This is a genomic window from Corynebacterium sp. CTNIH16 (genome assembly GCF_032821655.1).
Taxonomy (GTDB): Bacteria; Actinomycetota; Actinomycetes; order Mycobacteriales; family Mycobacteriaceae; genus Corynebacterium; species Corynebacterium marquesiae.
Window position 1 is genome coordinate 238,874 of sequence record NZ_JAVBIG010000002.1, and the last position, 24,255, is coordinate 263,128.

A 24,255-nucleotide genomic window follows, 5' to 3' on the forward strand; every position below is an offset into this window, starting at 1 on the left:
TCGCTTTTCCTTTCGCGTTCTGAATATTCACTCGGGGATCTCCACGCCATGGCGTCTTATAAGTTCTGTGCGACGTGCCTTTGCTGCTTCTTGCTCAAAAAATAGTCACACACACTTACTAGATCCGAAAAGGCTATGTTCACTGGGCTTCTTTTCATTTTGGCCAAGATTTCTTCTACACTGCTACCCACAATTAATCAGTACCACATATAGTACTACGATGCAGAGGTGTCGGTCTCCTCTGCCAAAGCTCAAAACGACGAAAGCCGCCACTTCCCAAAGGAAGCAGCGGCTTTGCGTAGCGCTTGCGCGCGCAGTAGAAGCGAGATTAACGCTTGGAGTACTGCGGTGCGCGACGTGCCTTGTGCAGACCGGCCTTCTTACGCTCAACTGCACGAGCATCTCGGGTGAGCAGACCAGCCTTCTTCAGGGCGGTGCGGTCAGCCGGGTTGTAGATGTTCAGTGCACGAGCGATAGCCAGACGCAGGGCGCCAGCCTGACCGGTTGGGCCGCCGCCGTTAACGGTGACCTTGAGGTCGAACTGGTTCTCGCGCTCCAGCAGGGTCAGCGGAGTGAGGATGTCCTGCTGGTGCAGCTTGTTCGGGAAGTACTCGCCGAACTCGCGGCCGTTAACCACAATCTGGCCGGAGCCAGCAACGAGGCGAACACGTGCGACGGCGCGCTTACGGCGACCGACGGTCTGGATCGGGCCCTCGTGTACCGGAGCGGCAGCCTCGACCTCTTCGGTCTCGGCCGGTGCGATGGAATCACCGATGGTGTTGGTGAACTCTTCGGTAGCGGCGCTTGCTGCAGCGATGTCAGCAGCGTCGGCTACGTTGTTGTCGATGTTCTGCTCAGACATTACTGTGCCACCTGCTTAAACTCGAAGGTTTCCGGCTTCTGGCCGGCGTACGGGTGCTCTTCGCCTGCGAAGACGTGCAGCTTCTTGATGGAAGCGCGGGAGAGCTTGTTGTGCGGCATCATGCCGGCAACGGATTCCTCGATAACGCGAACCGGGTTGGCGTCCAAAGACTGACCCAGGGTCATGGACTTCAGGCCGCCCGGGTAACCGGAGTGGCGGTAGCGCATCTCGCGGCCGCGCTTGTTGGAAGAAACGTGGATCTTGTCAGCGTTGATGATGATGACGTGGTCACCAGCGTCAACGTTCGGTGCGAACTGTGGCTTGTGCTTGCCGCGCAGCAGGTCTGCAACGGTGGAAGCGAGCTTGCCCAGCACCACATCAGTAGCGTCGATGACGTACCACTTGCGGGTGATGTCACCGCTCTTTGGGTGGAAAGTAGACAATTTGACTCCTTGAAAGTCTGTCTCGGAACTGCCGGCCAGCGCTAAGCATCCATTCACTCCCGTACAGCGGCCGGTGGAGACCTGCAGGGAGCGCTTCGCCAGCTGCTTGCCGACGAGCGAACACATAGGCTTCCTACCCTACTTGCTCACCTGCCCAAAGACCAAAACACCGAAACCGGCACCTGCCGCGGCTCAAACGGGAGGTGCCGGCTCGTGGGTACGGACTAGAAAGGTGCGACTTCAAAGAATGGAAGAGATAGCAAGAGAAAAGAACTAGAAAAGGAGTATTCACGCTGGCTTCTTGGTCGAGGCTGCGGCTGCGTCCGCCTCCTGCCACGCGGGTGTGGTCAGTGGCACCGCAGCCCCGACGGGGACAGCGTAGAACCGTGCGAACAGGGTGTGGATTTAGCCCCAGCTTGCGGCGGCGCGACGATTGACGTCGCTCATTGCATCATTGCCCTGCGAGACGGTCTTGGAGATGGTGGCGAGCACGGTGTTGAGTTCTTGCGACGCCTTATCCCACTTAGCCTGTGCTTGGTTATAAGCCACGGCGGACTCGCCTTCCCAGGTGCTCACCATCGGCTGCAGGCGCGCCTTCAGGTCTGCCAGAGTGCTGTTGATGCGACCAGAGGTGGCGTTGATATCGGCTGCGGCGGAAGAAATGGCACCGAATTCGTATTTGATCTCGGACATGTGGTGGTGGATTCCCTTCTGTGAATCTATAGCTTTGAGGCTGCGGACTAGTGAAGTGTGCGGTGCGGTTTAGAGAGCGAGGCCGCCGCCCACGTTGGAGAAGGCCTGGGTGTTTTCGGCTTCCACGTTGTCGAAGTTGTGGGCGTTGCTGCGGATATTGTCGGAGATCGAGGCCAAGGCCTCGCGCAGCTGCTGTGCAGAGGTGTTGTAGCGCTGCATCAGGTCATCGAAGGAGACCTGGGCCTGGCCAACCCAGCTGCCGCGGACGGAGTCGACGACGCCCTGCAGACGGGTGAGCTCGCCTTGGACTTCATCATTGGTGTTATCGACTTTGCCGGCGGTGGCGATCATGACATCGGCTTGTGTCTTGAAAGTCTGAGACATAAGAGTGCGCCCCTCCTTAGGGCGGATGAGATTGTGTGTATTTCCCCCGAAAAAGCAGCTGTGCTTCGCATCTGTGCTTTCTCACTTTTATTGGACTGAGCTTTCCGCCAAACGGTTCCCGGCTGGGGGAAAGTTTTTGAGACTATTTTTTGACCAGGCTTTCCGTGGCCATGCGGCAGGCTGCCTTTTGGACGGCGTTGGAGTTATGCCGGGTATGGCATCCCACGGACATCTGGTGCCCACGGTCTTCCCAGGTGGTCCATTCCACCAAGGAGCCGTCCCCAGGGTCTTCGGTATAGGTCAAACGCCCGGCCTCATCGGTGGCATCGCGAAGCGCCGGATCTTCGTCAACCTGCGCGTGAATTTCTTTAAACAAGGCATCCGCCGGCACGTTAAACATCTCATCCGCCGCCAGCAGGATGCGTAGGTTCGGGTCTTCCCCGGTGGCGGTGACCAGGCCATCTTCCACCTTGGTGTGGAACCCACTGGGGACGACTACTGACATTCCCTCCACGTCTAAGCGCTTTTCACCTGGGCTCAATTCGTCACTGCCGGAATCTGACGCACCTGGCATTCCCGGTTGTGGCGAGGCCGGCGCGGACTCCGTTGCGTTCTCGCGGCTTGGCGCGGCGGCGCGCGGTTGCGGGCGCACTGTATCCGAAGCGGCGTCGCCATCGCCGGAAGCCTGGGCACCGATAGCCCACAGGGAAGCTCCGGCCACAGCGATGATGACCACCGCGATTGCGACATGAAAGATATCAATGGCCGCGAGCCAACCGCGCAGGCGATCGGTCCAACGTGAGGTTACTGGCTCGTCGTAGGCAGGCATCTCCATCCCAGCGGTGGGCGGTGCCGATTCTGAGGCCTCGCTGACTGGATGTGAACGCGGAGCGAGTGGGTCTGGGGCTACTGGCGAGGAGATGGCTGGTTCTGAGTCGAAGAGGCGCACCCCGGTGACTTCCAATTGTCGGCAAATGATGGTGGTAGCTTCCTGTGCAATTCCCGTGCCGGAAGAGTCTGCCACCACGCAGGCTTCCACGTCGGGCCAGGACGATCCCGCCATCTTGGATATCTGATCCATGACTTGGCCTAAGGCCCAGCCTTCCACAATGCCGGTTCCCGGCAGGTCATAACGGTAGACCGTTTCAGGCCCTTCAAAGATGGTGGCCGCATCCAGGATGGTGACGGTAATGGGGCTGGCGGTGGTCTCCCCACCAGTAGGGATAGGGGTGTCGGTTGGCGCATTCGCGCTGAGATTGGTGGTCATTTACTTCTCTCCTTCTAGGTACACCGCTTGAGCGACGCCGAGGTTTTCACCGCGGATGCTCCACTGACCGCGGCCGGGTGGTTGGTGGCAGGGCTTGAGTCCGAAGATGGTTCCTTCGTCCCGGTCGGCGTCAAAAAGCAGCAGCGCCGGCTGCAGATCACGCACCGCGGAAAAGAATTGGCCAAAGAGGGCACGGCCGATGCCGCCGGACTTGCGAGCGATAACAAGGTGCAGGCCAATGTCGCGGGCATGGGGAAGCAACTCCAATAGCGGCGAGAGGGCAATATCGCTCAGCAGGTCCGCATCATCGATGACTAGGTAAATGTCTGGGCCCTGCCACCAATCTCGTGCGGCGAGCTGCGCCGGGGTAATGTCCGGGCCAGGCAGGCGAGATTCCAGGGTCCGGACTGTATCGACAATGGTCTCTTGCGCACTCGACTGCGTCGCAGCGTAGGCAGCAACCATGTTCTGGTCCAAGGTTCCCAGGTGGGCTCGGCGCTGGTCGATGACGACGAGCCGGGCGTCTTCCCGCGCAAAGTCGCTAATGCCGCGCATGATCTGCGCCAGGAAGGTGGACTTGCCGCAGCCCTGCGCCCCGATTGCCACAAGGTGCGGCTCACGAGACGGATTCCAGGTCAGCGTATCGAGGTCGCGCCCGCCGATACCCCAGGCGATCTCGCCGGTGGGCACGCCCTCTTGAGCCGCGAGGGCGGACGGGGTAAGCACGGCGGGCAGCATCTTGAGCTGTGGAACTGGGTCAGCCGCAGCATGCACGCGGCAGATGTGGGCGATGTCCTGGTTGGAGGTGCGAGCTAAGAGCATATTCTCACCCGCCAAGGTGAGCCCGCGGCCCGGTGCGCTGGGGAGCTTTTGCTGTAGTTTGCGGTCGATGAGCGAATCCAAAGCCTCACCCAGGCGCAGCTCGAGGCGATTGGCAATGAGGTCGCGGATAGCCGGGCGCATCGTGGTCCACCGCGAAGTGGCAATGATGACATGCACGTGGGCGGAGGCACCATCGGCGACGATCTCGGTGACCTTCTCCGCTATGTCTTCAAACTCGGCGTTGGAGGTACCAATGTGGTGCCAGCCATCAATGACAAGGAAGGTTGCGCACTGTTCTGGGCGGCGGATAAACCCAGCTACTTCGTCGACGATGCGCCGTACCTTTTCGCCCTCCTCGCGCCCGGCAACTCCGGCCACGTGGGGCAAGCGCTCTAGGGACGTTAGCTGACCGCCGCCAAGGTCGATGACGTAGAAGCGTGCCCTCTGCGGGTCATGCCGTAGAGCTAGCGCAGAGACGATCGTGCGCAGCGCACTCGATTTACCGGACTGCGGGCCACCGCACAGTGCCATGTGTCCGCCGTGCTGGGTGAAATCAATAATCAGCTCATCCTGGCGTTGGTAATACGGCCTATCGATAATGCCGATGGGCGCGCACAGCTGCCTTTGGTCCGCTGCGGGCGAGACTGCACCCGCGGCATGTACACCGGAAAGCCCTGGCAGCGCGGATAGCTCAATGACCGGCGGTAGCGGCGGCAGCCAGATGCGGTGCGCCGATTGATCGCGCATGTGGGCCTCTTCCGCCGCGGCGCGAACGACCTCGGTAAGCACAGTGGTGGAGTCATCGAGAACCACCGCAGCGCTAGTATTGTCCTCTTCCTGGGACCAGCCATGAAAGAGCTGCACGCGGCCGCGGGTTGGGGCGGGGTGGTCCCCGGAATCCTCGGCAAGCGCCCGGCGCGGCAGGGGCCCAGACACGTAGGAAGCTTGGAAGCGGGTCAAGGCCTCAGCATCGGATTTGAGGTAGCCCGCGCCGGGCTGGCCGGGCAGGTGGTACGCATCGGTCACGCCCAATACTTGGCGGGATTCCGCCGAGGAGAAGGTTTTCAGGCCGATTCGGTAGGACAAGTGGGAATCTAGCCCCCGCAAGCGGCCTTCTTCGAGCCTTTGGGAGGCCAAAAGCAGGTGCACGTGGAGACTGCGCCCCAAGCGGCCGACGGCGACGAAGAGTTCCGCGAAGTCTGGGTGCTGGCCCAAAAGCTCCGAGAACTCATCGACGACGATAACCAAGGCCGGCAAGGGCCCGTGCTCACGCACGGCGGTGGCAGAAGCGTTGTACTCACTGACATTGGCAAAGTTTCCGGCGGTGCGCAGCAGCTCTTGGCGTCGGTTCATCTCGCCGGAGATGGCATCGTACATGCGCTCTACCAGCGTAGATTCCTCCTCCAGGTTGGTAATCACCGCGGAAGTATGCGGCAGGCGGTCGCATCCTAAGAATGTCGCGCCGCCCTTAAAATCCACGAGCACGAGGTTAAGCTCGTCCGGACTATGGGTAGCCGCCAACGCGGTGACAAGGGTGCGCAGCAGTTCTGACTTACTTGAACACGGGTAGTGAGTACGATAGAATTCTGAATAGAGCAGTTAATATACTGTTGAAACCATGAATCAGGCATTGACGCATGCAGAAATCCGGAACCTCCCAATTCGAGACCTAGCTCTCCGTTTGTTGGAACAGATGGAGCATCAGCCAAACTTCAACAGTTATATCCAGGGGATGAAAGCTGATATTCCATACGGCCAAAACCCTCCGCACGATTTGAGGCATCTTCAGGAGCGAATCTCGGACGCTTGGGCTTGGCTCGAATCACACGCATTGATTGGCCCCTCAATCAGACAACCCTTAACTGGAAACTGGCAACGCCTAACCGAACGCGGTTTGGAAATTAAGAATGACCCGACACGCGTTTCCAAAATGTGGGCTGATGAGAAGCTTGGCGGAGATCTAGACGTGACTTTAGATCCTTCCCGAACCAATTTCGCCCTAGGGGACTATGAGACTGCCGCGTTCGCCGCTATGAAAGCAGTGGAAGTGGCAGTTCGCAATACCGCCGGCTACTCCAATGAGGACATAGGAGTGAAACTAATGCGTAAGGCTTTCAAACCCGGAGCTGGTCCTCTTTGCGATGAGTCTGCAGAACCTGCAGAACAGCAGGCCATGGCAGACCTTTTCGCGGGAGCTATTGGCGCATTCAAAAACCCCGCTAGCCATCGCACGGTAAAATTTGAAGACCCGGTCGAAGCTGCGGAAATAATCCAATTGGCCGACCTTCTAATACGCATTGTTGCCCGGACACGTTCATTTGAACCCGATTCTGACGCATCATAAAAACCGTCAGACCGAAAACAGTTACTGACACTGGCTTGAACATATGGCGATGAAAACTAGACTTCAAGTAGTTGAACTTTTGGTATGGAGATGCCTATGCGTAAGACCTTAATCAGCCTCACCGGCCCCGCCTTCGTTGCTGCAGTGGCTTACGTCGACCCCGGCAACGTAGCCGCCAACATCAGCGCCGGCTCCCACTACGGCTACCTCCTGGTGTGGGTACTCGTCGTGGCCAACCTCATGGCCATGTTCATCCAGTACCACTCCGCCAAACTGGGCCTAGTCACCCACCGCTCCCTGCCGGAAATCATGGGCGAGCGTCTCTCCCGCCGCGCGCGCCTAGGCATGTGGGCCCAGGCCGAGCTCATCGCCGCGGCCACCGACCTCGCCGAAGTCATCGGCGGCGCCATTGCCCTGCAACTCCTCTTCAACCTCCCCCTGTTCGCGGGCGCGCTCATCATCGGCGCGGTCTCCATCATTCTCCTCATCTTCCAGAAGAAGAACCAGTGGTTCGAGGGGCTTGTCATCGGCCTGCTCCTGGTCATCTGCATCGGCTTCCTTGCCGGCCTCGCCATCGCCCCGCCCGACCCCGCCGACGTGGCCGGCGGCCTCATCCCCCGCCTAGAGGGCAAGGACAGCATCCTGCTGGCCGCCTCCATGTTGGGCGCCACCGTCATGCCGCACGCCATTTACCTACACTCCTCCCTGACCAAGCAGCGCTACCCCGACCTGGAAATCCCCCACGTGCTGGCCGGCACCCGCGCGGACATCGCCGTGGCGCTGTCCATCGCCGGGCTCGTCAACGTGGGCCTGCTGGTCCTGGCGGGCTCGGCCCTCTACGGCGTGGACGGCACAGAGACCATCTCCGGGGCCCACACGGCGATTGCCAGCCACCTCGGCCCGCTGGCCGGCGTTCTCTTCGCCATCGGCCTGCTGGCCAGCGGCCTCGCCTCGACGTCAGTGGGCGCCTACGCCGGCTCCGAAATCATGGACGGCCTGCTTCACATCAAGGTCCCCCTACTAGTCCGCCGCCTGGTCACGCTCATCCCGGCGCTGGTCATCATCGGCTGCGGGGTCGACCCCACTATGGCACTGGTGGTCAGCCAGGCACTTCTTTCCCTGGGCATCCCCTTCGCCATCATCCCGCTTTTCCGCTATGCCGGCTCCCGGGACGTCATGGGTGAGTTCGCCGCGAAACCCTGGTCTATGGCCGTGGGCTGGACGCTTGCCGCGCTGGTCATCGCACTCAATCTCGCCCTCGTGCTCCTGCCGCTGCTCTAGGCCGCCTACAATCAGCAGCCATGATTGAAGTAGCAGCCGTCGTCATCCGCAACCCACAAGGCCACGTGCTTACCGTGCGCAAGAAGTCCTCCACCAAGTACCAACTGCCCGGCGGCAAGCCCGAGGCGGGCGAGGCGCTTGTCGACGCCGCCCTGCGCGAAGTTGCCGAAGAAGTAGGCCTCACCCTCGACGCCGAGAGCCTCAACAAACTCGGCACCTTCGACGCTCCCGCCGCCAACGAACCGGGCGAGGTCGTCGTCGGCACCATCTTCACCTACACCCGCACCGTCACCGCCGACGAACCCCATGCCGCCGCCGAAATCGGCGACACCGCCTGGGTCAACCCAGCAGCCCCCGACCGCGAGCTTGCACACCTGCTGCGCGACCGCGTCTTCCCCACGCTGGCCTAGCGCCAACTGTCAACACTTCGGCGTCATTGACCTCGAAACCATCAAGAGCTACCCTTTTGAACATGTTCACTGAACACGTTCACTCATCGCGCTCGGCCGCCAAAGCTGGCACCGTCAGCAAGGTCCTAGCCACCGCCTACGAACTCTTCCTCACTCAGGGCTACGCCACCACCAGCATCCGGACTATCGCATCCGAAGCTGGCGTTAGCGTGGGAACCGTCATGGGAGTCGGCGACAAACAAACGCTGCTCATCCGCACCATTGGCCAACACATTTCAGAACTCCACGATGACATCCGGGGACAATCCGATAGCCTTCTCGATGTCCTGAGACCTTTCCTCCAGATGTTTACCGGCCACGAAGAGCTCTCCCGCGCCTTTGGCGCAGCACTCATCCAACAAGGCAATCAAGGCGAAGCGCTCACCGCACTCAAAACGCTCCTGACCGATGAAATCACCCTGCGACTCGGCACCAGGCTCAGCAGCGCCGATGCGGCCGAGTACGCCGACCTGCTGTACAACGTCTACCTCGGCTTACTCATCGGCTGGGCCGCCGGAATCTACGACACCGAGCACCTCACATCCCAAGCCGCCTCATCGATCGAACGCCTCAACACCGCATTCGGAGTAACCCAATGATCCTAGAATCTTCCCCAGCCTGGCCCTCCCTTCTACTAGCAGCCATTCTGCTTGGCGACGCCGCCCTCTCCCTCAAACCAGTCCCCTTCATCGAAGCCTGCCTCAGCGGCGTCAAACTCCCCAAGGACTGGTGGTGGGCGCTCATTGTCATCAAGTGCCTCGCCGCCGTAGGACTCATTGCCGGCCTCTGGTTCCCCGGCGTAGGAATCACAGCCATGATTGGAGTCATCGCCTATTTCTGCGCGGCCGCAGCAGCCCATGTCCGCGCCCACTTCCTCGGTAGCGCATTCTGGATCAACTGCTTAGGCATGCTCGCATTCTCCATCGGAGTACTGATCCTGACGCTCGCACTGAATTAAGACACCAGTCAACCTTTCACGGCTTCCTGAAGGCAGATACATCATTGCACCTCTTGAATGATGACTTGATGCTTTCTACCCTAAAGGTATGCGCACGACGATAAACCTCCCGCCGAAACTCCTTGAAGAAACGAAGGTCCAAGCCAAAGCCAACAATGTCACTTTGAGCTCATACGTCGAAGAGGCGGTCCGCGCTGCCCTCAAGAAGGAAGCCCGCATCAGTACCGAAGACACCCCCGTTAACCTGCCCTCCTTCGATTGCGGCGGACCGGCTCTAGTTGATCTCAGCAACAAAGAAGCTGTGTGGGCGGTACTCGATGATCATTCCTGATGTCAACATTCTCGTTTATGCCTTCCACTCCGCTGCACCGCAACATAAACCCGCTCAACAATGGCTAAGTAGTGCTCTAAATCGGCATGAAACAATTGGACTCCTGGATGTTGTGGCAACGGGCGTACTATAGTTTTGATGCAGAAGTTTTTGGCCGGGCATCGATAGTAAGAAATCTGTACCGCGTCGCCCCCTTATTGAGGGCTTTTACTCGTTGCGGTAATTCCCTAACCCGTTTCTCAGAGCTTGTTGAATCCCGGTACCTGATCGCTACGAACCACCCTTCCGAAGCTTCATCAGAAACTAAATAACTGGGCAACTGTGCCTCTAGCCCGTTCCAGAACTTCCCGTTATGAACCTTCTTAATCTCAATCAGTAATTTAACGCCGGTGCCGCATGACAACTTGAAGTCAACGGGCCCGCGCCCTAACTCGACTTCTCGATCTACCTCTACGCTGTGCTGTGCGAGGTAGTGTCGAGCCATACCAAGAAATGCCAGTTGAACCGCCCCTTCGCGCTTTTCGGTCCCATCTTCGTTCCACAACAGTTCCCAACCTCGCTGCTGTTCGATAAATAGCTTGAATTTGGTAAGGATGTGAGAGACTAAATCCGAAAGATCATCCTGGTTCATAGGCGGTCGCCGTCCAACCTTTATCGGATTCGCCGTGGCAAAGTCGACGGGTGGCCCATCAAAATGAGCTACCCCCAACGGATCGCCACTGAAGTCGTACCCGTCAAGGTCGCCACGACAGGCCTGACTCTCTATCCAGCGGCGCACACGGTCTGGGTTTCTCCGCGCAATCTGTACGAGATCTGATTTCGAAACCCGTTGACCAATTTCAATGTTTAACTCGGCACGCAAATCAGCATTCAAGTTGGAGTCAAACCAATCCTCAGCATTGAGAGTAGGTAGCTCGTTTAAGAACCTCTGCGGAACCAGGATAACGGGGCTTCCATCAACAGGGTTTGTCGGAAGCAAAATTCGTTCAGAGACCCATCGTTGAACAGACAAATCAACTCGAGAATTCCTTACCTTATGATTCTGCAATGGAATATCGTGACGTAGACATACGCGTTGCGTATAGTCGATAAACCGGTGTTTGAGGACATTGCAGGTAGCATCCGAAATTCGATCTGCCCCGAAGCGTTCACTGAGGATGCCTAGTTCTTCAATATGCTCGGGTTTTTCCAATCCGGCGTCGATGGCTATTGCTATCGCATCGGTCAATGTTCTTGCGAAGCCACGGCCGGACCCTGAACCTGCGGTCCCAGCCACGGTATAACCCAAACAAAACTCAGACGGTTCTGGAAAAGTGAGCAGCTTCTGCGCAATCACTGCGCTGTTCGATCTAGGAGATGTACTTTTGGCAACCAATGGGTAGCAGAAAGAAAAATGATTCACGAGCTCTGCATGTGCGTCTTTCCAATACTGACCTGATTGAAGCAACATGACAGGGTCAAGAAACAACGGCGTGTCTATCGACAAGTCTGGGTCGAACCAATCTTCCTCGTTAGTGCGTTCCACATCGAAAATCTCAGAGAAACGCACGATACCAACACTCCCACCTAGAATCGCCAAAGCTTCAATTAAAGGTACCACGAAATACCACCCCCGATTACGCTACAGGCCGCCGATGGTCCACATAATCCATCTGAACTGGATTACCAGAACCTGGGTTATAGGTACGATACATTAACCCCGTCTACGGGCAGTGGACGAAATACTGCGCGTGGTAGACATACTGATTGATGTGGGGGCTTAGGGGCTTACTTTTAACCCTGCGCTAGGAAAACCGAAAATTTAAAATATTTTATGTACCGAAGTTTCTAAATTTTCCTGATTTGGTCTGGAGAGCCGAAACGCAAGCCCTCAAAGCCCCTCCCCGATGCACTCGAGGCTTCCGACATCGAAAGGTGCAGCGTGCTACCAAGATTGATATTGTGGCCCGACCCCCACACACAAACAACTTGACACGCTCTTTCAATCGCATCAATCTTGGCCTTATCAGCCGGATTTCGTCGTGCCACAGTAGTCATTCTACTGTCCAACTCCTCATGCAGGTTAGGCACCCACACACAAACCATCAGACACTCTCTTCGGAGTACCTAGGCATGGTGGTAGATTACCTTTCTTCCCAACCCAACCGGCTGGATATCAGGTGTCTACCTAAAGGGGCCAGATCCCCACCTGTTGCACCACCACTGGGGTTGCCCGCAAATCGTCTTCAAGAAGAACATGCTGGATTTTTCTACCAAACTGTAGATGAAACGAAGAAGAATCTCACTGAGGGCGGCTATGGATTTGTTCGAGGGGAAGTAGATTGCGGTTCCTCTAAGTCAGGCCATGACTACCGTATCGACGGAGAAATCCAAGCAGGAGACCATTCAGGGTATGACGTTTCTAAGGAAGTGCATCTCCCCTGCGATGTTTAGGAGTCCTGGAAAAGCCAGGCAGTCAATTCTTTTACTGCTTGGCTTTTGCCTCCTGGATAATTAGCGTTCAATTCTGCGGACACAGATTCAAATATTTTGTTGGAGAGTTTCTCAGCTCTATCGGAGCTGATGTTTCCGCGTAGATCATCTAGCGGTACAGAGAGCATGCCGTCCCTACTCGGACGCATCCAATACGAGTGCATATCATCAGCGTAGATTTTTGGGAATGTTCCTGACACCTGGGACTCAAGAACAACATTGCCAAAAAATAATGAGGACAGTCGTTTTTCTTCCATCAGCCTAATTCTATAGAAATAATATTCTGCAGTTTATTTCTCTAACTCTCACTCAATTCAGAACTTGTCTCTATCCATTGCCTTGCCTGGGGAAAAAGAAGAAACATAACAGCTACCACCGCAGGAAGAATCAAACCACTATAGTCTTCCGAAAGCACAGCAACGCCTGCATAAATAAGTGATAGTGCTGTTCCTGAGACTAGAAAACACTGCACCAGTTGGTTCTTATTTATTAGATATACCGCTACTAACGCTGTCAGCACCACAAGTGCAAACAGAATAAGATGCAGTGCCTCGTGAGCGACAGAAGGATCTATCCACTTACTAGCACTGTAGGCACCGGTAATAGCGGTATATACAACTGCGAAGACTAGAACGAACACTTTTCGAGACGACATATTAGCCTCCCCTTAGGAACACTCATCTGTGTACAAGCCAGATTGAAGACCAACGCTAAGACCAACAAAAAATGAGAGAAGTTAATACTGGAAGTGACTAATGATTATCGCTTGGGCGCTTCTTCTCGAATAGAGGCCCAGAGAAAACAAAGGAAAGAATCAAAAGCACAGTGCCAGTTCCCACTATTAGTAAAGGAATGATAGCGCTACCAGATTGCTGCCCAGTACCTGCATCAGCAGCAGATACCCCTGTGCTAAACAAAAAAGCCCCAGCCGAAAGCATAGCTAGGCCTGAGAACCCTGCCAATAACACTGACCATAGTGCACGATTCATAGAATATGCTCCTTGTCGCGGGAAGTATGCGCCCGAACCATCGATAGGCTCGAGACGAATGCTAGTAGAGCACGGCAGTCATCGGGGAGTTGTTAATTATGGCTGCCTTGGCTTCTAACTTAGCATGTGAAAGGGAAACCTCGATAGGGGAGCTCTTACATCTAATTTTCGTATCATGGAAAATACGATAACTAAATCCAACCGTAACCGTCCCACCATCCCTCACTAACGCTTTGTCTCTTCCCCAGTGACAATTGCTTACGATCCCATCGCACTCAACGCGCGGGAACGTAAAAATCTTGTGGAACCACCAGCTCACCCAAGTTGGTTTGAAAACCGTGCGGATTTCACGGCAGTCCACAAAGTTCTCTACGTTTTTATCGTCTTCCAACTCTAGGTACCCTTTCTCAACAGGAATGGTCGAAACAGGGACCTGACCCCCAGACAGTGGACACGTCGGGGGGTCAGGCCCGAGCTTGGATATTTTTCAAATATATTACAGACGGGCAGCGTCGAACTTAGGTAACATTTTTCTTGGTAAAGATACTAAGAGAAGGTCTATTTCCAACGTACTGTTGTCCAAACTATCGAAGCGCTACTTCACCTCGGGACTCACCACTAAGGAAATTGAACGATGAACAGACTTAATACAACTTCCAATGTGTTTTGCTTAACAGCCGTTCTTAGCCTCGGATTGAGTGCTTGCTCAACCAACCAAAGTGATAAACCTGAACCTTCGTTTTCTGCTCCCCCCATTTCATCAACGAATGTACAGCAACCCGAAACAAGTGGCGATACAACGACGCCGGATGAACCTACGACCACAGTTAGTAGTGTCTTGCCACCATCCAATAAGCAAGGCCCTCATACTTCGATTTCAGCAGCAACGCCGAATCAACCCAGTAAAAATAAAAAAGAGAAAAAGAATCCTCAGCCTCATAGCGGCCGCTCAAAGGCAGACTTTCCATACTACACCTACGGGCATACAGGTACGGCCCCTAGCGCCGAAGTGAACCACACAACACCTCAGTTTGGGCGTGCTGTGTATGAGGCTTTTATCGAACACTGGATAGCTACCGGCGACCCACAACCCGAGTTGGAAGTAGTCTCACCGGCAGACGGGTTTTCATACTCGATGAGTTGTTCTGAGAACGTTCAATATTCCACTGTATTGTGCACTGGAGGCAGAGACGCAAAAGTTTATATATACCGCCCAATTGATGATTCGGTAACGAAACCTATGGACTTACAATACGGATAAACAGCATGGTTTCTACCCTAGGATGTGATTTTTGGTCTCTAGTGCAACCTGGTTTGATTTTATCTTGATAAAAGAAAATCCCTACCGGCATTTTGTCTGGTAGGGATTGGAATTTGGTAGCGGGGGCAGGATTCGAACCTACAACCTCTGGGAGTGGGGGTTAGGGGGCTTACTTTTAACCCTGCGCTAGAAAATAGGAAAATTTAAAAGGTTTGGTGTATCTAACTTTCTATTTTTTTCATGTTTTGCATAGAGGGCCAAAATCCAAGCCCCCTAAGCCCCACCCAAAGACACGCAATACGTCTGGTAGTACCGGAGTAGCCTCGGATGGCATCTATACCACACCAATCCCTACATACCCCGCACCTAACGGCGGCGACCTGTGCCGAAAAAGTGCTCTTTTCTCTTGACAGCGGACAGGTTGCCCCCTATACTTGGCATCAGTGTCGATTTTCCGTTAAGCGAGGGAGTCGGCAGGGATAACCCCGAGAACAATGCTTAAAATGGGTAGCCCCGACGGCACGAGCATGCCGTTTCTCCGACGATAAAAGATACATCCGCGTAAGTCCTGGAACGGAAAGCCAGGCTGGGGACAGAGGCTGGGTAGGGAGTTAGCGCTCCTGTAAAGCAATGGCGGGTCTCCCGCTGGCGAGCTGTGCACGGTAATCAGGCCGCCCAGATATAAAGCCGGGAAAGCACCCCTCTCCGGATAGCGATTAATGCTGTCTGGAGTAAATCTTGTTTTCCCCAACTACCGCCGTAAAGGCTGACCCCCATCTTTCGTTCTATACCCTTGCCGACCTCACAGATATGGGTCTCGGCAGCGCTGACGTTCTGCGCGACAGGATTAAGCGTGGCGAGCTTGGAGCACACCTTATCGGCGGCACGTACCGAGTAAGCCGCGCCGATCTCGATGCTTACTTAGCGGCATGTCACCGCCCGGCGACTGTCGAGGATTTCGTCGATGCCATTGTAGCTGTTGCGCCTGCTTTAAGTGAGGAGCAACGTTGCCGCCTTACAACTGTTCTGTCTGGGGGTGCAGCGGCGTGACACATAAGAAAAGCGCCCCGGAGAGCGCCTCTCATAATCTGAACAACTCTGATTCTACTGCCTCGACTGTCATAAGTCCAGACATTGACCTTAATTCAAACCATCTAGCTGAGCTTCATGCCTCTGCTATTAGCGATGAAACAATCGCTGCAACTGGTGTCTATACTGCCTCCACCCGTGACGAGCTGCCTGAGCCGTTGCGCTGGATTGCAGATAGAAACGACACCCTTCCGGCTTTGGTCTATCCAATGGTTGAGGCCGGGCGCGGTGTGACGTGGCAAGTAAAGCCACAACCTGGTTCTTTGGTGGACGAGGAGGGGCGACCCCGTAAATACATCTGCCCGAAGAAAGAAGGGTCGAATATCTCGCCGTCGTTTATCGAGCGGCGACCGATTACGAGTGCCACACGTCGCGTGCTGGTGGTCGAGGGTACGAAGCAGGCTCTTGCTGCGATGACCTGGACTGATGACACGACTGCTGTGTACTGCATCCCTGGTATTCAGACATGGATGGGTGGCGAGGACGGGCCTAACCCTGCTTTTGCCCGTCTTAAAGGGCAGTCTGTCTACATCATCCCTGATGCTGATGCTGGCTCTAACCGTGCTGTCTACGACGGTGCGCAAGGCCTTGGTGAACACTGTAAGGCGTGGGGTGCATCCCCTGTCCGTTTCGTGCGTATGCCAGGCCACGGGTCGCAAGGGTTAGATGATGTCCTTGCCACTGTGGACGATGACGAGCGCTCTGAGATGCTTGAGCTGTGGATTCGCCGGGCGCAGGCTAAGCCTGCCAGCAAGATGCCGAAGCGTGCTAGCAAGAAGCAGCGCAGCAACACTGACGAGACTCGCAACGACTCGCGTCCGAAGCTTCATACCGACTTGCCGCCTGAAACGCTATGGGATCGAGCTTGGGAGGCAATTGAGAGTAAACATGCAGGTGTGACACTGTTTCGCCAGGATTCTCGTCCTGTAATGATTTCTCGGCGTGATGGCCAGGCTGTCCTGGTGCCGGTAGACCGTGCAACGGGGCGGCGTCTGGCTGCTGCTGCTTTCGATTTGGTGCGTGAAACTGATGATTCCACCACTGTCGTGGCACCGATGGACAAAGATATCGACGTGATTTTCACTCCTTTCTATACCGATAGTCTGCCGCCGCTGCACAGCGTGACGCGGTCGCCGCTGGTTACAGAGACTGGCGAAATTATCACGCGCTCGGGTTACCACAAGGGCACGGGTGTCTATGTAGACCTCGACGATTCCCTTATCGGCATCTCTGTACCAGATAAACCAAGTGATCAGGACGTGGAGAATGCAAAGGTGCTGCTTGAGGATGTTCTCTACGATTTTCCGTGGGTAACTCCTGCTGATCGCACCCGTGCTCTCGGTGCTCTGCTAACTCCCTTGGCGCGCCCGATGCTTACTACAGCACCTATGCACGTGATTTCTGCCGTGCGCCGATCCTCTGGAAAAGGTCTGCTCACAGATGTTTTCCATCTGATCGCAACAGGCGAGACTGCTGCGGTGCAGGACTTGCCTGGTACTGAGACAGAGATGCGAAAGGTAATTGCGTCGAAGCTTTTTGCTGGTGCTGCAACACTTTTCCTCGACGAATGTAGCGTCGGTGTGGATAGTAAAGCTCTATCTGCCCTGCTGACAGCCGAGTCTTATACCGACCGCATCCTTGGTGAGTCGCGCATGATTTCGGTACAAAACAACCTGTGCGTGTACGCAGCCGGAAATAATATCGCTGTTGACGGCGACCTGGCCCGCCGTGTCGTTCCTATTCTTCTCGACCCGAAGTGCTCCAGGCCTGAATCTCGCAGCGGTTTCCGGCATCCTCACCTGCGCCGATATGTGCGTGCTCACCGGCGTGAACTGCTGGCAGCGGCACTGACACTAATCCGTGCATGGGCTGTGGCTGGCAGGCCATCGCCTAATGTGGCCGGCCCGTTCGGCTCTTTCGAGGGCTGGTATCACGTGGTCGGTGGCACCTTGGAGCACGTCGGGTATGCCGATCTCACGACAGACTTGGAGGAGATCCGAGCACGGTATAACGCTTCTGAGCAGGAAAACGCTGAGCACCTAGCGTGGCTCTATGAAGCAATGGAGGGCGACGATTTTCGCGCCTTCGACGCAGAATGCAAGATCGCTGACTCCCGCGACTATGTCCCTCTGCCTGAGGGTCTGGTTTCTTTGGACGAGGTCTCAGCACGCCGCCTCGGGCGTGTCTACTCCCGTCTGCAAGGCGCGTGGATTGGTGGATACTGTCTTGAAAGCGCTGGTGTAAAGCACCACACGAAGCTTTTTCATGTGGTGTGCGAGGATGACTGGGGTGGTGGCCCCGGCCCTGGTGCTGGTCCCGATAACAGTGTGCCGCCAGAGCCTTCTACGCCTGCAACACCTGAGCCTTCGGATACAGATAGTGTTGACACGCTGGTATTCGACTTGGAGACCGGCAGTGCCGATGACCTGCACGTGACGGATGACCCTGGCTTTGTCCGGCTGGCTACTTACTCCATCAATGGTGCAGAACCTGTAGCTACAACCGATATTGCAGGTGAGCTGCTACCTCTAATCGAGCGTGCAGGCGTGGTCGTAGGCCACAACATCGTCCAATACGACCTGGCTGCGCTACAGCGTCTTTATGGTCTCGATGTTGAGGCTCTGGTGAAGTCTAACCGTGTGCATGACACTCTCGTCATGGCGCGGCTGGCTGCAGGTGGTGCTAAGAACTTAAAGTACGACCTCAATGCTGTCGCGTCGCGTTACGGCGTTGGTGGAAAGTTGCTCAAAGATGGGAAAACAGTACTTGACGCGCAGGCGGAGCAGTTTGGTGGCTTCGACAAGATACCCACCGATCACCCTGACTATGTCAAGTACGCGCTCCAGGACGTGCGGGCGAACACTGCCGTATACAGCAAGCTTCTGCCTGAGACCATCGACGCAGTGGGCGAGGAATATCTCCAGCGTGAGCACGAAAAGACGTACGCTCTATCCGTCGTGGAAGCGAAAGGTATCCGTGTAGACACCGGTAAGGTCGAGGCTTTTTTCGCGGAGGAAGAACAGACGAAAAGCAATATCCGACAGTGGCTAGTAGACACTGTCGGTATGCCCGACGAAGGTACGTCGCCATGGGCTTCGGTAGATGGCAAGCAGGCTATTGCAGACTACTTTGGCCGATTCGGTGCCGAAGTGCCGCGTACAAAGAAAGGTGGAATCTCGATTAGCGGTAAGGCGATGCAGGAGCTTGCTAAGCAACATGCAGGCACCCCCGAGGTAGTCGAGCTGGCGACCAGGATGCAAACACTGCTACAAGCCTCGACGCCTGCTGCGACGATTAAAAAGTATCTGCACGGTGACCGTGTGTACCCGTCTATTAAGTCCAGTCAGAACACTGGACGCTTGAGCACCAAAGATCCAGGTATGACGGTTTTCGGTTCTCGTGATAAAAGGCTTATCCGTCAACGCGAGATGATCCTCTCGGATAGTGCTGACGAGGTTCTTATCAGCGTGGATTTGAGCCAGATTGATGCTAGGTGCATGGCTGCTGGCAGCGGTGACGAGCGCTACTCAGAGCTATTCGCGCTTGGTCGTGACGCACATACAGAGATGGCTGTCCGTGTATTTGGCGATAAGTCCCGCAGGTCTGAGGCTAAAGCTCTCGGCCATGCGGCAAACTACGGCATGGGGCCAAAGTCGTTTGCCGACCATGCTGGCATCTCTGTTGTTGAGGCTCGGTCTCAGCTTGACCGCCTGCATCGTGAGTTCCCGGAGCTGGAGTCCTTCAAAGAGTCTCTGCGTAAAAGCGCCGAGACTCGTGGCTGGGTTTCCACCGGCTTCGGTCGCCGTGTAGCTGTCGCACGAGATAGGGCTTATACCCAAGCACCGGCTGCATACGGTCAAGGCACGGCCCGAGACGTATTCCTGGAGGGCGTTCTCAATCTCCCGAGGGAAGTCCTGGAGATGGTACGCATTTTCGTCCATGACGAGATTATTCTCTCGGTGCCACGCGAGCGTGCTGAGGGGATTAAGGAGTGTGTGGTAGCCGCCTTTAAGGCTGTCGAGCTGCCTTCCTCTGGTGGGGTCTCTGTCCCTGTGCTCTCGGATTCAGGTGGCCCTGGCGACAACTGGTCTGAGTGTAAGTAGGCGGTTTGCATGCAGCTCTCTCGCGGCCCTCCCCTAGGCACTTTTATCGTCACAGAGACGTTAACAACGTAGGCAACAGTACTCCTGGGAAGCCTTGAACCATCGGGTGCTTAACCCAAGTGCCCGATGGCACCGAAATACCGCAACCTAAAGAAAGGAGTTGGCCATGGAGCCACAATCACCGCAGCCACCCCGGACACCTCGCGGCGGGTCGAAGGAACGCTACGAAGCCGAGGAATCTGCAAAGGGTCTTATCGCAGGTTTAGTCAGCCTAGACAGCGCCGACATCATCCGTCGTTCTAATCGCGTCCAGGAGATTCTCGAGGATCTTGCCCAACACGCTCCCGCAGAGGGCGTGTCCCTGGAGCAGCTTAGGGAGGAGAGGAAAAAGGTCGATGCCGAAATAGACCAGCTATCACGAGAGCTTGACGAACGCGACAGGAAAATGCAGGGCAAGCCCAACGGCAATCCCCCGGGCCAGCCCGAGCGCAAGCCCCGTAACGTCACGGTTAAAGACCCGCGATTTGCCCCTCTTTTCCAGAATGAACCAGAAGAAAACGACACAGATAAAGGATGGGAACCAGAACTATGATTACGAAGTCTCAGACCGCTTCTGCGATAAAAAAGTTTGAAGCTCGCCTGGAGAAGCAGAAGCGAGAGGAAGCCGAATTGGCTGCGGAGTTCGAGGAAATTGAGCGTAGGTTAGGCAAAGTTCTCGCCGCCTGCGTTTATGAACCGTCGAGCAAATGGGCCGCATTTCTCGACCGTTCTGTCCGGGAACTGCTCGTGGAATGCGGCGCACAGGTGGCCCCCTCCCGCGAAGCGTCCGAGGAGGACGAGGGCGCTCATCGCGGGGAGGACGAAGGAGCTGATAAAGGCTCCGAAGTCGATTCCGAAGGCTCTACCGAACCGGAGGAGTCGGAGGACGAAGAAGCCGATGAAGGCTCCGATGACTCTACAGAGTCGGAGGAGTCGGAGGGTTCTGAGGACTCCCACGGCGGGGAATACGAAGAGGCTGACGAAGCCTCTGAGGCAGATTCCGAAGGCTCCCCAGAGCCGGAGGAATCCCCCGCAGGCCCGGAGCAAACTGACTACTACGGTCAGTGAGCGTAGGGCCAGAGGGTCGAGGGAGAGAATCTCCCTCGCCAGCGCCACGAGGCACCGGAGGTGCCCGAGTGGCTTGCTGGCCGCCTGTTAGGGAGGGCCGTCTTTGACGGTGGCGAGTACGCCTGAAGATGCGCAGCAGATTCAGGGGGCCGACACCGGAGAAGCGTGACCCTCACTAACAGACTGTGGCCCTGGCTGCGTCAGCAGTCGGGGCCACCCTGCCACAGTAAGTATGGAATGTAGGAGGTGGATATGCGAGACAAGTTCTCGACATATTCGCGGACAACCGTGCGCCTCGACAAGGATTTGGACAAATTTGTCGAGGAGGTCGCACGGGTCGCAGGTGTGCAAAAAGCCGTCGTGTTTCGGGAAGCTCTCTACATCCTCGCAGAGGAGGAGAGCGTATTAACGCAAAAGCGTTTGGCCCCGGACACTCTGCGCCGTCTGGACGATATGAACGACCAGCTGCGTCGGATTGGGGTCAATCTGAACCAGGTGGCGCGGCGCGCGAATATCGACGGGGTTGCACCGGTGTCCGAGTCGGTAGAAAGCATCGCTGATGAAGTCGCTTCCCTTCGCAAGGAGGTGAAGGACTTTGTCCACAATCAAGATTAACTACAGCCAGAACCTCCGCGCGGCAACGGTGTATGCCGTCTACGGAACGGCAGACAACGCCCGCAAGGGCGTGGTGCGGGCGGATGCCTTATGCACGGTTCAACCTGACGCTGAAACGTTTTCGCCGTCGGCTACATCTGGCCGCTGGTCGGGAGTGGACTTCATGGAGGCCAGTGTGGAAGAAATGGAGCGTTATGCTCCGGCAGGGCGCACTGACCAAGCAATTATTTATATCCAGTCGTGGGCTAGAGACGAGCTAGATAAGGATGACCCGGCGGATGTAGCTCGGGCTAATGCAGCCGGTTCAGAGTTGGCGATGCGGCTGACACAAGGTACGGGAGTTCCGTTTACCGTTGCCACGCACACCGACAGTAAAAGCGGCTGCGTCCATAACCATATCGTCTTTGCCAATCACGACCCGCAGACGAAGAAGGCCACTCCGAGGGATATGCGTAACTGGTTTAAGTTGCGCAACATTAACGATGAGTTGATGCGCGATTTGGGGATGCGTGTCCTGGAGCGAGAGCCGGAAATATCGCTACTTCCTGCCGAGCGCAGGGCACACAAAGAAGGCAAGTCCATAGACTCGACGGGCTTAGGCGTAGATGAATTAACAGCTAGCACCTGGGCGGATTTCGCTCGCAAACGCATAGATGAGCTGTGTGCTGATGAACGAGTAGCCGATGCTGGTGACCCACTGGAGAAGGCGATAGAGGTTGCTGGCGACTACAACCTGTCCCTAAAAGTGCAGCCCAACTCAAAGACCGAGGGCGAGTCGTTAACCGTGGCCCTGGTCGACGATGACGGCGAGGATGCCTATTTTACGAACACCACGAAGGCAGGGCGTACCCGAAAGCGTAAAGCAGCTAAGGCCGGCTCGAAATTAGGCCGCAGCTACTCGCTGGAAGGTATCTCCGACCGCGTTAACGAAGCTCAGGCAGCTCTCGTTGCGCGACAGCTGGAGGAACTCCAAGCTGATGCAATCGATGACCTGGAGGCGAAATACGGCTCCAGCCTTCTCGATGACGAGGAGGAAGAAGAAGATAACTATTACTCCCAGGAGGGATTTAATTATGGTCTCAGTGACCGAGATGAAACAAATGGCCCAGGCAGCAGCGAAGGGCAAGGCGGAAAGCGTCTTGAAGATCGTCAGCCCGCGCCTGGACAAGTCGGAGAGGGTTATCAAGGCGATACAGGAGAAACTGAAGAGCCTGCCGGAGAACGCGGGGGAGATTATCAACAGTCTGCCCAGCGACTTCTCGACGCGATTAGCGAAAGTGGAGACCGAATTAGGAAGCGTAAGGGGCAGGCTCGCCGAGAACAAGAACTACGTGAGCAGCAGTCACTTCCAGGTAGCGATGATGGAAGTGCAGCAGATGATCACCGGCCTGATACGGAATATCGAGGCACTGCCCAGCGGCATGGACGGGGTCAAAGGGATTCTAGTCGAGCTAAATCAGCAGATGTCGCAGCTCGTAAAGCTGCAACGGGAGGTAATCCGGGCAGCACAAAGCCCCATCCAGCTCGACAAGACTTCCAGTCAAGCAGTAGCCCAGAGCCTCAACGCTCAGATGACGTCGAGCCTGACTACTGACCTGGAGCCACTGGTAGCAGTAGCGGTCTCTGAGGCAATGTCGAAAGAGTCCGAAAGCCTGCACAAGGCAGCAGAAGCCTCTGACAAGGCCCGCAGCGCTTTGCTCCAAGAGAAGGAGTCCAACGAGAAGCTGCTGGAAGAGATACGCGCTGAACGCAAGAAGTATAACGAGGACATGGCAGCATCTAACAGGCACTTTATTAAAGCCTGCATGTCTGCCGCGTGGATTGCAGCCAGTGTTCTCTTCGTTGCTATTGCACTCGTTGCTGTCGGAGCCTTGGGGAAGGGGCTGCTAAGTATGCTCGGCATACCCGACGGCGTGTCTGCCTTGTGGGGTCACGTCCAGGAGGCCGAAGGTGTTGCCCCAACACTGGGCTGGTTGGCGTTAACACTTATCGTCATAGGGGTTCTTATAGCGCTTATGACCTGGATGCTGTCCCAGGCTGCGCCGGGTATTGCTCACTTGGTCGAGGAATATCGTCGCAATCACCCGAGGAAAGAAACGAACCACTAACTCGAACACGTGCACCGTAAAAAAGTAAAAACCCCACAACACAGCGTAGCGGTTACCCGCTACGCTTCTTTTATGCTCTCTCTGGTGCTGTTGCAAAGTTGAGGCAGTAGGAAGGCCGACGTGATGTAATCACAGCCATGGGTACCTTCTCCGGTCGTCATTTCCCCCGTGACATCATTCTGTGGGCAGTAGGTGGTACTGCCGCTACGGAGTGAGCTACCGCGCTCTGGAGGAAATGATGACTTCAGCGGGGCGTGCCGGTCGATCACATCACGATCTACCGCTGTGTCCAGAAATACGCCCCTGAGCTGGACAAGCAAACCCGGTGGTACCGGCAGGTGAAATACCTCAACAACATCCTGGAAGGCGACCATGGTCGCCTGAAGCGGATCCTCGGGCCGAAAGGCGCGTTTAAGAACCGTACATCTGCATATCGGACGTTGAAAGGGATAGAGGCGATGCACTCATTGCGGAAAGGGCAAGACGCGATGTTTGCCAACAGGCAACCGAACCCGGACGCGGTGATCGTCAACCGGTTCTTCGAGACGGCCTAACAACGCCCACACGCAGCGACCATCAGGGAATGAGAAACTGAGTCTTCACTGCTCTCCACCCAACTATGCAACAGCACCCTCGTATTCGCGTTTACCAGTTTCGGAGCACAGTACGCGTTCGAC

Annotated in this window: 23 protein-coding genes and 2 pseudogenes; 15 read left to right on the plus strand and 10 right to left on the minus strand. The window is 56.0% G+C overall.

All coding sequences use genetic code 11. From position 1 onward, the window contains the following. Positions 1-328 precede the first annotated feature (328 nt). The 6 genes and pseudogenes from rpsI to eccCb form a co-directional block, all read right to left on the minus strand. Positions 329-862, minus strand: a complete 534-nt coding sequence (gene rpsI / locus RAE04_RS03130; protein WP_204610198.1) for a 30S ribosomal protein S9 — start codon at positions 860-862, stop codon at positions 329-331. Continuing rightward, positions 862-1,305, minus strand: coding sequence for a 50S ribosomal protein L13 (gene rplM / locus RAE04_RS03135; protein ID WP_049378943.1), 444 nt, complete (start codon positions 1,303-1,305; stop codon positions 862-864). Before rplM ends, rpsI begins: the two co-directional genes overlap by 1 nt. A 405-nt stretch (positions 1,306-1,710) precedes the next feature. Beyond that, positions 1,711-1,998, minus strand: coding sequence for a WXG100 family type VII secretion target (locus RAE04_RS03140; protein WP_005322746.1), 288 nt, complete (start codon positions 1,996-1,998; stop codon positions 1,711-1,713). Positions 1,999-2,067: 69 nt separating this feature from the next. Further along, positions 2,068-2,382: a WXG100 family type VII secretion target gene (locus RAE04_RS03145; protein ID WP_005322747.1), complete on the minus strand. Its 315-nt coding sequence runs from the start codon at positions 2,380-2,382 to the stop codon at positions 2,068-2,070. 142 nt (positions 2,383-2,524) lie between these two features. Further along, positions 2,525-3,649, minus strand: coding sequence for a type VII secretion-associated protein (locus RAE04_RS03150; protein ID WP_317026405.1), 1,125 nt, complete (start codon positions 3,647-3,649; stop codon positions 2,525-2,527). Further along, positions 3,650-6,031, minus strand: a pseudogene (eccCb, locus tag RAE04_RS03155) (type VII secretion protein EccCb); the annotation flags it as partial. It lies immediately after the preceding gene. Between the two features lie 58 nt (positions 6,032-6,089). Between eccCb and RAE04_RS03160 the strand changes: the two are divergent. The 6 genes from RAE04_RS03160 (at position 6,090) to RAE04_RS03185 (ending at position 9,834) form a co-directional block, all read left to right on the plus strand. Beyond that, the gene (locus RAE04_RS03160; RefSeq protein WP_317026406.1) at positions 6,090-6,815 is read left to right on the plus strand and encodes a TIGR02391 family protein; all 726 of its coding nucleotides are present in this window, start codon (positions 6,090-6,092) and stop codon (positions 6,813-6,815) included. 96 nt (positions 6,816-6,911) lie between these two features. After that, positions 6,912-8,096, plus strand: coding sequence for an Nramp family divalent metal transporter (locus RAE04_RS03165; RefSeq protein WP_011272788.1), 1,185 nt, complete (start codon positions 6,912-6,914; stop codon positions 8,094-8,096). A gap of 20 nt (positions 8,097-8,116) precedes the next feature. Beyond that, on the plus strand, positions 8,117-8,506 hold the full coding sequence (locus RAE04_RS03170; RefSeq protein WP_005292595.1) for an NUDIX hydrolase: 390 nt from the start codon (positions 8,117-8,119) through the stop codon (positions 8,504-8,506). 62 nt (positions 8,507-8,568) lie between these two features. Then, positions 8,569-9,144 (plus strand): TetR/AcrR family transcriptional regulator, encoded by a 576-nt coding sequence (locus RAE04_RS03175; protein ID WP_005292598.1) that lies wholly within the window; start codon positions 8,569-8,571, stop codon positions 9,142-9,144. Continuing rightward, positions 9,141-9,503 (plus strand): DoxX family protein, encoded by a 363-nt coding sequence (locus RAE04_RS03180; RefSeq protein ID WP_005292602.1) that lies wholly within the window; start codon positions 9,141-9,143, stop codon positions 9,501-9,503. The genes RAE04_RS03175 and RAE04_RS03180 overlap by 4 nt, the downstream gene beginning before the upstream one ends. A gap of 88 nt (positions 9,504-9,591) precedes the next feature. Further along, entirely contained in the window at positions 9,592-9,834 is a 243-nt protein-coding gene (locus RAE04_RS03185; RefSeq protein WP_005292604.1) for a CopG family transcriptional regulator, read from the plus strand. Between the two features lie 127 nt (positions 9,835-9,961). On the opposite strand, the gene RAE04_RS03190 is transcribed toward RAE04_RS03185, so the two are convergent. From RAE04_RS03190 to RAE04_RS03205, 4 genes are all read right to left on the minus strand, one after another. Further along, a complete protein-coding gene (locus RAE04_RS03190; protein ID WP_317026407.1) occupies positions 9,962-11,383 on the minus strand; it encodes a hypothetical protein in 1,422 nt (473 codons plus the stop codon). Positions 11,384-12,263: 880 nt separating this feature from the next. Next, the gene (locus RAE04_RS03195) at positions 12,264-12,563 is read right to left on the minus strand and encodes a hypothetical protein (RefSeq protein ID WP_317026408.1); all 300 of its coding nucleotides are present in this window, start codon (positions 12,561-12,563) and stop codon (positions 12,264-12,266) included. A 41-nt stretch (positions 12,564-12,604) separates the two neighbouring features. Then, positions 12,605-12,961: a hypothetical protein gene (locus RAE04_RS03200; RefSeq protein WP_317026409.1), complete on the minus strand. Its 357-nt coding sequence runs from the start codon at positions 12,959-12,961 to the stop codon at positions 12,605-12,607. Between the two features lie 97 nt (positions 12,962-13,058). After that, positions 13,059-13,295 carry a hypothetical protein gene (locus tag RAE04_RS03205; protein WP_301716521.1) on the minus strand — a complete coding sequence of 79 codons (237 nt, stop codon included), beginning with the start codon at positions 13,293-13,295 and terminating at the stop codon, positions 13,059-13,061. A gap of 634 nt (positions 13,296-13,929) precedes the next feature. Between RAE04_RS03205 and RAE04_RS03210 the strand changes: the two genes are divergently transcribed. From RAE04_RS03210 to RAE04_RS03245, 9 genes and pseudogenes are all read left to right on the plus strand, one after another. Beyond that, a complete protein-coding gene (locus RAE04_RS03210) occupies positions 13,930-14,556 on the plus strand; it encodes a hypothetical protein (protein ID WP_317026410.1) in 627 nt (208 codons plus the stop codon). Between the two features lie 810 nt (positions 14,557-15,366). Further along, the gene (locus tag RAE04_RS11720) at positions 15,367-15,606 is read left to right on the plus strand and encodes a helix-turn-helix domain-containing protein (RefSeq protein ID WP_396127270.1); all 240 of its coding nucleotides are present in this window, start codon (positions 15,367-15,369) and stop codon (positions 15,604-15,606) included. After that, a complete protein-coding gene (locus tag RAE04_RS03215) occupies positions 15,603-19,748 on the plus strand; it encodes a DNA polymerase (RefSeq protein ID WP_317026411.1) in 4,146 nt (1,381 codons plus the stop codon). The genes RAE04_RS11720 and RAE04_RS03215 overlap by 4 nt, the downstream gene beginning before the upstream one ends. Positions 19,749-19,914: 166 nt before the next feature. Further along, entirely contained in the window at positions 19,915-20,340 is a 426-nt protein-coding gene (locus tag RAE04_RS03220) for a hypothetical protein (protein ID WP_317026412.1), read from the plus strand. After that, complete coding sequence (locus RAE04_RS03225; protein ID WP_317026413.1) at positions 20,337-20,855, plus strand: hypothetical protein; 519 nt, start codon at positions 20,337-20,339, stop codon at positions 20,853-20,855. The genes RAE04_RS03220 and RAE04_RS03225 overlap by 4 nt, the downstream gene beginning before the upstream one ends. 252 nt (positions 20,856-21,107) lie before the next feature. Next, positions 21,108-21,470, plus strand: coding sequence for a plasmid mobilization relaxosome protein MobC (gene mobC, locus RAE04_RS03230; protein ID WP_317026414.1), 363 nt, complete (start codon positions 21,108-21,110; stop codon positions 21,468-21,470). Beyond that, entirely contained in the window at positions 21,451-23,064 is a 1,614-nt protein-coding gene (locus tag RAE04_RS03235) for a relaxase/mobilization nuclease domain-containing protein (protein WP_317026415.1), read from the plus strand. The genes mobC and RAE04_RS03235 overlap by 20 nt, the downstream gene beginning before the upstream one ends. Beyond that, positions 23,042-23,578, plus strand: coding sequence for a hypothetical protein (locus tag RAE04_RS03240; protein ID WP_317026416.1), 537 nt, complete (start codon positions 23,042-23,044; stop codon positions 23,576-23,578). The genes RAE04_RS03235 and RAE04_RS03240 overlap by 23 nt, the downstream gene beginning before the upstream one ends. A gap of 137 nt (positions 23,579-23,715) precedes the next feature. Continuing rightward, positions 23,716-24,132, plus strand: a pseudogene (locus RAE04_RS03245) (DDE-type integrase/transposase/recombinase). The last annotated feature ends 123 nt before the right edge of the window (positions 24,133-24,255 follow it).

Excerpts from the sequence above, each read along its gene's own strand:
- RAE04_RS03195 (WP_317026408.1), bottom strand. The coding sequence starts at position 12,563 with ATGGAAGAAAAACGACTGTCCTCATTATTTTTTGGCAATGTTGTTCTT.
- RAE04_RS03145 (WP_005322747.1), bottom strand. The coding sequence starts at position 2,382 with ATGTCTCAGACTTTCAAGACACAAGCCGATGTCATGATCGCCACCGCC.
- RAE04_RS03185 (WP_005292604.1), top strand. The coding sequence starts at position 9,592 with ATGCGCACGACGATAAACCTCCCGCCGAAACTCCTTGAAGAAACGAAG.
- RAE04_RS03205 (WP_301716521.1), bottom strand. The coding sequence starts at position 13,295 with ATGAATCGTGCACTATGGTCAGTGTTATTGGCAGGGTTCTCAGGCCTA.
- RAE04_RS03240 (WP_317026416.1), top strand. The coding sequence starts at position 23,042 with ATGACGTCGAGCCTGACTACTGACCTGGAGCCACTGGTAGCAGTAGCG.
- RAE04_RS03150 (WP_317026405.1), bottom strand. The coding sequence starts at position 3,649 with ATGACCACCAATCTCAGCGCGAATGCGCCAACCGACACCCCTATCCCT.
- RAE04_RS03140 (WP_005322746.1), bottom strand. The coding sequence starts at position 1,998 with ATGTCCGAGATCAAATACGAATTCGGTGCCATTTCTTCCGCCGCAGCC.
- RAE04_RS03200 (WP_317026409.1), bottom strand. The coding sequence starts at position 12,961 with ATGTCGTCTCGAAAAGTGTTCGTTCTAGTCTTCGCAGTTGTATATACC.
- RAE04_RS03165 (WP_011272788.1), top strand. The coding sequence starts at position 6,912 with ATGCGTAAGACCTTAATCAGCCTCACCGGCCCCGCCTTCGTTGCTGCA.
- RAE04_RS03225 (WP_317026413.1), top strand. The coding sequence starts at position 20,337 with ATGATTACGAAGTCTCAGACCGCTTCTGCGATAAAAAAGTTTGAAGCT.
- RAE04_RS03160 (WP_317026406.1), top strand. The coding sequence starts at position 6,090 with ATGAATCAGGCATTGACGCATGCAGAAATCCGGAACCTCCCAATTCGA.
- rpsI (WP_204610198.1), bottom strand. The coding sequence starts at position 862 with ATGTCTGAGCAGAACATCGACAACAACGTAGCCGACGCTGCTGACATC.
- RAE04_RS03210 (WP_317026410.1), top strand. The coding sequence starts at position 13,930 with ATGAACAGACTTAATACAACTTCCAATGTGTTTTGCTTAACAGCCGTT.
- mobC (WP_317026414.1), top strand. The coding sequence starts at position 21,108 with ATGCGAGACAAGTTCTCGACATATTCGCGGACAACCGTGCGCCTCGAC.
- RAE04_RS03220 (WP_317026412.1), top strand. The coding sequence starts at position 19,915 with ATGGAGCCACAATCACCGCAGCCACCCCGGACACCTCGCGGCGGGTCG.
- RAE04_RS03175 (WP_005292598.1), top strand. The coding sequence starts at position 8,569 with ATGTTCACTGAACACGTTCACTCATCGCGCTCGGCCGCCAAAGCTGGC.
- RAE04_RS03170 (WP_005292595.1), top strand. The coding sequence starts at position 8,117 with ATGATTGAAGTAGCAGCCGTCGTCATCCGCAACCCACAAGGCCACGTG.
- RAE04_RS11720 (WP_396127270.1), top strand. The coding sequence starts at position 15,367 with ATGGGTCTCGGCAGCGCTGACGTTCTGCGCGACAGGATTAAGCGTGGC.
- RAE04_RS03180 (WP_005292602.1), top strand. The coding sequence starts at position 9,141 with ATGATCCTAGAATCTTCCCCAGCCTGGCCCTCCCTTCTACTAGCAGCC.